This window comes from Treponema sp. UBA6852 (genome assembly GCA_002449305.1).
Classification (GTDB): Bacteria; Spirochaetota; Spirochaetia; order Treponematales; family Treponemataceae; genus Treponema_D.
Window position 1 is genome coordinate 1 of sequence record DKDI01000020.1, and the last position, 7,028, is coordinate 7,028.

The window sequence follows — 7,028 nt, forward strand, 5'->3', positions numbered from 1 at the left end:
AAAAAAACAACAGGCAGATTGCTGGCCTGATTGAAAACTGGCTCAAAGCCCGGAAACTGTAAAGGTTGTAGAAAATTGGAGGTACACATGAAAAAATCACTTTTGAATGTCGCGGTCTTTACTGCGGCAGTTATCGGCACAGCGGGTTTTTCTGCCTGCGCCACAACAAAATCAGCGGAAACGAAGGAGGTCTCTATGAAAAGTTTTAATGGAAATCCGTGGGAATTGGTTTACGACGGAGCGGTTACGGAAAATGTAAAGGGTAAGGTGAATATCCGCCCGGTTACTTACGATTTGAACGGAATTGCGATTTCGGCGAATCTTTATCTTCCGGCGGACTATGACGAATCTGACTCAAAGAAATATCCTGCACTTACGGTGGCCCATCCGAACGGCGGCTGCAAGGAGCAGGTTGCGGGATTGTATGCTCAAAAGCTTGCCGAGGCCGGCTACATCACGATTGCGGCGGACGCGAGCTATCAGGGGGCAAGCGGCGGTGAGCCTCGTCTTCGCGACTGGCCTGCGAACAGAATCAACGATGTAAGCGGAATGGTTGACTATCTTGTTCAGCTTCCGAAAGTTGACAGCGCAAGAATCGGCTCGCTTGGAATCTGCGGTGGCGGCGGCTACACTCTTGCTGCAAGCCAGACCGACAAGAGAATCCGCGCGGTGGCGACTCTTTCAATGTTCAACTCAGGCCGCGTAAGAAGAAACGGTTTTGGCGACAAGCAGATTGCCACAATTCAGGAGCGTCTTTTGAGGGCAAGCAACGCGCGCAACGAGGAGCTTAAGGGCAATGTTCTTTATGAAGGATTTTTGCCTCCGCACAAGGACGATGCCGAGCTTCGCAAGATTATGGAAAGCCAGCCGGAGGGACTTTACAAGGACGGAATCGACTACTACGGACTTTCTTACCGCCATCCGCGCGCGACCGGAAGCTACACGACCGAATCTTTCATCAAGCTCATGGCGTTCGACGTTGAGGACAGAATGGACTTGATAAACCAGCCGCTTTTGATGATTGCAGGCTCTGCCGCCGACACGCTCTATATGTCAGAGGACGCTTTCAAAAAGGCGACCGGAACAGCTGACAAGGAGCTTTACTTGATTGACGGCGCGTCCCACATCAAGACTTACTGGAAAAGTGAATACGTTGCCGAAGCGACAAGCAAGCTTTCAGAATTCTTTGGAAAAAGACTGTAGCGGAAGAGAGTAGAAAGTAGAAAACTCGGGCTGCCCTGTGGAATTAGATAAAGGCATGGGACGTCTGGATAATTTTATTGGAGGTATCAATGAAAAAAAATATTTTTTCAGCAACGGTTTTTGCCGGAATTCTTGCGATTTCGCTTGCCGCTTGCTCAAGCACAAAGAATGTTGCGAAAACTGACGTTTCTTCCGGCGGAAAAATCACATCAAAAAACGGCTTGACTTTTCCGCTTGGAGACGATGCCAGCGCGCGTTTTTTCGGAACTGTTTATTTCAAGAATCTGATTCAGAAAGATTCGCTCTACAATTTTCCGGTTACAAACAGCATAACTTTTGCGCCCGGCTCTCACAGCGGCTGGCACGTTCACGGCGGAATGGAGGTTCTTGTTACCGGCGGTCGCGGCTACTATCAGGCGGAAGGCGAGAAGGCGCAGATTATACAGAAGGGCGACGTTCTCCATATTCCGGCTGGCGTTAAGCACTGGCACGGTGCGGTTCCCGACAGCTGGTTTCAGCAGATTGTGATTTACGATGCGGACTGGAAGCCTGAAAGCGGAAAAGATGTTCACGAGGATGTGAGCGAGGAATGGTACGCGAATGTTGACGCGGAAGAATATAATGGAAGAAAACTGACTTCCGCCGGCAGATTCATGTTCGGAAACGGAACTCTTCTAAAATCTCCGAATTTTTCAGGACCGGCTTATCTTTCCGATGTGCTTGGAACACCGAACGAGGCAGGCGCGCCTGGAATCCATAACGTTGTGTTTGACGCAGGAACTTACAACGGCTGGCACACCCACGAGGGCGGACAGATTCTGATTGCGACGGACGGAATCGGCTTTCATCAGATTGAGGGCGAGAGCGTTCAGGTAATGCATCCGGGCGATGTTGCGTTCTGCCCTCCGAACGTAAGGCATTGGCACGGCGCGGCCGCCAATTCAAGTTTTGCCCACCTTGCTGTGAACACGAATCCTGAAAAAACTGGCGTGCAGTGGTTTGGGCGGATTTCAGAGAAGGAATATAAAAAACTTTCAGCTTCCCTTTCTTCCGGCGCAGTCGTAAAAACTGAAAGCGGCTTGGTTCGCGGAAGCGTTTCTGGCGGAATCTATTCCTTCAAGGGAATTCCTTATGCGCAGGTTGAAAAAAGGTTCACTGTCGGAAAGCCGGTTCAAAAGTGGGGCGGCATTTTAGACGCGACAAAATACGGTCCGATTGCCATACAGACAGGCTTCCGCCCGGGAACTGCCGGAACAGACAACATGAGCGAAAGTCCGCTGAATCTAAACATCTGGACTCCTTCTGCGGACAGAAAAAAACGCGCGGTAATCGTATGGCTTCACGGCGGCGGATTTATGGCAGGTTCTGCAATCGAGCAGCCTTTCTATGACGGCGAGAATCTTTCAAAAAGAGGCGACGTTGTTGTAGTCAGCGTGAACCACAGGCTCAACGTGCTTGGCCACTTGAATCTTGCTTCTTATTCGGACGAGTACAAGTATTCGGGCAACGTCGGAATCTACGACCTGGTTCAGGCTTTGCAGTGGATAAAAGCAAACATTGCAAATTTTGGCGGCGACAAGAACAACATGACAATTTTTGGAGAAAGCGGCGGCGGAGCAAAAGTCCTTGCGCTTATGGAAAGCCCTTACGCAAACGGACTTTTCAGGCGCGGAATTGTTGAAAGCGGCGCGACCGAGACAATGGGCGTTCTTTGGACTCCAAAGGCGGCGGCAGAGCGCGTTACCGAGCTTACGCTTGAAAATCTCGGGCTTAAAAAAGACGAATTTGAAAAGCTCCAGAGCGTTCCTTATTCCGACCTTGTTCAGGCTTCTGACAAGGCGCTTGACCAGATAGGAAAAGAATTCAAGATTCCTGCGGCTCTTGGAGAAGGCTATTCTCTTTCCTGGGAGCCTTATGTTGACGGCGACTTTATCCCGGACGACATCGCAGGCAAAAACGGATTCCCGAAAAACGGCGAAAAATACTCTCTTCTGATTGGCTCGAACCTTAACGAATGGGAGACAATGCAGAAGATGGGCGACGCCTCATGGAACAGCGGAAGCAAAATCACGCTGGGCGCGGACGAGACAAAATCTCTTCTTTCCCAAAAATACGGCGAAAAGGCGGCTGAGGTTCTTGCGGCTTTCAAGGCGGCATATCCTGAAAAGCAGGACTTTGAGGCGGCCTATGTTGACTCGCGCGTAATCAGAATCCCTATGCTGAAGATTATGAGGGCAAAGGCGCGGCAGAAATCCCCGGTGTACTCGTACATCTTTGCGCTTGACAGTCCGCTTTCAGTCCACACTGCGGAAATTCCGTTCGTGTTTGCAAACGCTGACATGGCTCTTGTAAAGACCACGGATTTGGAAATGGCAAAAAAAGTTCAGGACGAAATGTCCGGCTCATGGATTGCCTTCGCAAAAAACGGAGACCCTAGCACCGCAAACCTGAAATGGGAAGCGTACACAAACGCCGGTGGCGCAACAATGATTTTTGACGAGAACACCCGCCTTGCACGCAACCACGACAAAAAGCTGATTCAGCTCCTGGCCCCTGAATACAGCTGGGAATAGAAGCGGACGTTTTCTGAACGAATGCGAACGTTTCAAACTGCGGAAAGTGATTTCAATTCACAATACGCAATGAACAATGTGTAATGCGTGATTTTTATTGCGCATTGTATTTTTTCAGGCAGCTTCTGCTTTAATGGCAGGGGCTGTTTTTTTTATTTGGGCGTTACCACCGCAAGCGGCGGTCGGGCTTTTCGCACTTCGCTGACGCTCATTCCGCCGCAAAACTTCGTTTTGCAAAATCACTATGGAAGTTTTGCCAAAAAACGTGTATAGTGGTTTTACATTCTTTTTGGAGGATATTTTGAATAACATTATAACAGCAATCTGCAATTTGGTTGAAAATCCAAAGATAAAACTGATTCGTCAAGGCGACAGCACAAATAGAGCAAACAGTATGGGCGATGCACTTGAAGAATATATAAAAGATGTTTTTGCAGGAACTGTGGATTTTGAGGAAGGACAATCTCGAGCAGTTGCTATTTCTTCAACTTTTTCTTACTTAGGAAATAAAACAAATCCTCCTGACAGTATGCTGAAAGGCGGAAATGCTGGGGATGCAATCGAAGTAAAGAAAATTGAAAATCAAAATGCCGCTTTGGCTCTTAATTCAAGTTATCCAAAATGTAAACTCTATGCAGATAGCCAAATGATAAGCAAAGCCTGCCGTGAATGTGAGCAGTGGACTGTCCGGGATATGATTTATGCGGTTGGCGTTGTAAAAGGTGATTATCTAAAGTCATTGGCATTCGTTTATGGCGAAGATTATTGCGCTGAAAAGGAAACTTATGAAAGAATAAAAACGAAAATAAAAGAGGGTGTAGAAACTATCGAAGGAATAGAATTTTCTCCAAGCAAAGAATTAGGACATATAAATAAAGTTGACCCTCTTGGAATAACATATCTTCGTGTTCGCGGTATGTGGGGAATTGAAAATCCATTCAAAGTTTTCAACTATGTTTATGAACAGAATTTTTCAAATACTTTTAATTTTATGTGTATTATCAATGATGATAAGTTTAATTCATTTGAAAATATTTCAGAATTATATGAACTAGCAAGAAACAATACAAATCTTGAAATAAGAGATGTAAGAATCAAAAATCCAAACAATCCAGCTGAGTTGAAAGAAGCGAAACTCATAACTTTTTTTGTTGGAGAATCCAAATGAAAGTAATAAGTCTTTTCAGCGGCTGTGGCGGTCTTGATTTAGGATTTGAAAAAGCGGGATTTGAAATTCCGATTGCAAATGAATTTGACTCATCAATTTGGGCTACTTTTGAAAAAAATCATCCAAAAACAAAACTTATCCGCGGCGACATCAGAAATATAAAGGAAGAAGATTTTCCAGATGAGATTGACGGAATTATCGGAGGTCCGCCTTGTCAGTCCTGGTCAGAAGCCGGCTCTTTGCGCGGAATCGATGATCCTCGCGGAAAACTTTTTTATGAATATATCAGAATCCTAAAAAACAAAAGACCGAAATTTTTCCTTGCTGAAAATGTAAGCGGAATGTTGGCAAAGCGGCATTCGGAGGCCGTTCAGAATATTCTTACTCTTTTTAAAAGTGCCGGTTATGATGTTTCTTTGACAATGGTTAATGCAAAAGATTATGGCGTTGCTCAGGAACGCAAGCGTGTTTTCTACATTGGATTCAGAAGCGACTTGAATATCGATTTTCAGTTTCCAAAAGGCTCAACAGAAGATGATGACAAAAAAATCTGTCTTAAAGATATTATCTGGGATTTAAAAGATACCGCAGTTCCTGCTTTGCCTAAAAATCATAGAAATCCGGACGCTATAAACAATAACGAATATTTTACAGGAGCATACTCACCGATTTTTATGAGCCGAAACCGTGTAAAATCTTGGGACGAGCAGGCCTTTACAGTTCAGGCGAGCGGTCGTCAGTGCCAGCTGCATCCGCAGGCTCCAAAAATGCAGAAAGTCGGTTTGAATAAATGCGAATTCGTGAAAGAGAAAGAAAATCTTTACCGCAGAATGACAGTCCGCGAAGTTGCTAGGGTTCAGGGATTTCCAGATACATTTCAGTTTATCTATGAAAATGTTGACGACGCATACAAGATGATTGGAAATGCAGTGCCGGTAAACCTTGCCTTTGAAATCGCAACTGCAATAAAAAAGACACTGGAAAATCAATTTGAATTTGCAACAAATACTAATACTGAAAAAATATTGGTAACTGCATAATGTTGAAAATAAATGGATACCATTGATAAAGATATACTTTTAGACTTTTTTAATAATGGAGACGGTTATGTCTTTGATTTTTCAACGGATAGATTCAATAATTTTACAAGAGAAAGTATAGGCGAAGAATTATGCCGTAAATATAATTTATCAAAAGGAAAATCTTTGACTAAATATTTTTCAGAATGTTCTGATGAAAAAATCATAAAGTTAAGTACCAATTTGTTAAGGTACTATGAAGCTAAACTTTATGACAATTCAATTTATGGAACAGACAAAAAACACAAGCAATATGAAAAATGTAAATGTCTTTTGGAAAAATATAAAATTAATTCTATTGTGGATATTTCTACAATACAAAATATAAACCGTAAGTATATTATCAGCATAACAAAAAGAGCTAATGAAGATATTCAGAATGGCAATTTTGATAGCGCGATAACAAAAGCTAGAACTCTTATAGAAGAAATTTTCTGTTTTGCTATTGAAAAACAAAATCAAAAACCAACGGACAGTGGAAATATTATAAAACTCTATACCCAAGTAAAACTTTTATATAATATGCACCAAAATAAAGAAACTGATAAACGGATTAATGATTTACTTTCTGGACTTGATAAAATCATTATGTCTATTTCAGAGATGAGGAAAAAAAGCGGTGACTCTCATGGTGTTGGAAATAAACGTATTGCTATAAAAGAACATCATGCGCAATTATTTGTAAATTCGGCGATGACAGTTGCAGATTTTTTGATTTCGGTTGTTAATAATAAAATTTAATTCCGCACCCCGAACTGGAGTAATTTCTCAAAACGGAATAATTCCGCAATTCGTCCGCACGTGATTTCTGCCTGCGGAATTTTAAAATTCATCAAAAAATGCAAATCCGGCTTGTTATGTTTGTTTTTTCAGCCTGTCGTTTTTAGCCTTGCGTTAATATTAGTATTCCCTTTCTCTACTTACCATAATCAAAACTTATGCTCAGCAAAAAAACATTATATTTTAAATATTTTCCAGCGTGTTTTATATTCTAGGCATAAAGAG

At 43.2% G+C, this 7,028-nt stretch carries 5 protein-coding genes; all 5 read left to right on the forward strand.

Annotation, left to right across the window (positions count from 1 at the left end; genetic code table 11):
• Positions 1 to 87: 87 nt before the first annotated feature.
• The 5 genes from B3209_RS04875 to B3209_RS04895 all read left to right on the forward strand — a co-directional run bounded on the left by B3209_RS04875 (position 88) and on the right by B3209_RS04895 (position 6,764).
• Entirely contained in the window at positions 88 to 1,203 is a 1,116-nt protein-coding gene (locus B3209_RS04875) for an alpha/beta hydrolase (RefSeq protein WP_296664411.1), read from the forward strand.
• Positions 1,204 to 1,292: 89 nt separating this feature from the next.
• Complete coding sequence (locus tag B3209_RS04880; protein ID WP_296690034.1) at positions 1,293 to 3,776, forward strand: carboxylesterase family protein; 2,484 nt, start codon at positions 1,293 to 1,295, stop codon at positions 3,774 to 3,776.
• A gap of 301 nt (positions 3,777 to 4,077) precedes the next feature.
• On the forward strand, positions 4,078 to 4,944 hold the full coding sequence (locus B3209_RS04885) for an NgoPII family restriction endonuclease (RefSeq protein WP_296690036.1): 867 nt from the start codon (positions 4,078 to 4,080) through the stop codon (positions 4,942 to 4,944).
• Entirely contained in the window at positions 4,941 to 5,984 is a 1,044-nt protein-coding gene (locus B3209_RS04890; protein ID WP_296690038.1) for a DNA cytosine methyltransferase, read from the forward strand. The genes B3209_RS04885 and B3209_RS04890 overlap by 4 nt, the downstream gene beginning before the upstream one ends.
• A 12-nt stretch (positions 5,985 to 5,996) precedes the next feature.
• Positions 5,997 to 6,764, forward strand: coding sequence for an abortive infection family protein (locus B3209_RS04895; protein WP_296690040.1), 768 nt, complete (start codon positions 5,997 to 5,999; stop codon positions 6,762 to 6,764).
• Positions 6,765 to 7,028 lie beyond the last annotated feature (264 nt).

What these genes read in the sequence shown, in the direction of transcription:
- B3209_RS04875 (WP_296664411.1), top strand. Translation starts at nt 88, where the DNA reads ATGAAAAAATCACTTTTGAATGTCGCGGTCTTTACTGCGGCAGTTATC.
- B3209_RS04880 (WP_296690034.1), top strand. Translation starts at nt 1,293, where the DNA reads ATGAAAAAAAATATTTTTTCAGCAACGGTTTTTGCCGGAATTCTTGCG.
- B3209_RS04890 (WP_296690038.1), top strand. Translation starts at nt 4,941, where the DNA reads ATGAAAGTAATAAGTCTTTTCAGCGGCTGTGGCGGTCTTGATTTAGGA.
- B3209_RS04895 (WP_296690040.1), top strand. Translation starts at nt 5,997, where the DNA reads ATGGATACCATTGATAAAGATATACTTTTAGACTTTTTTAATAATGGA.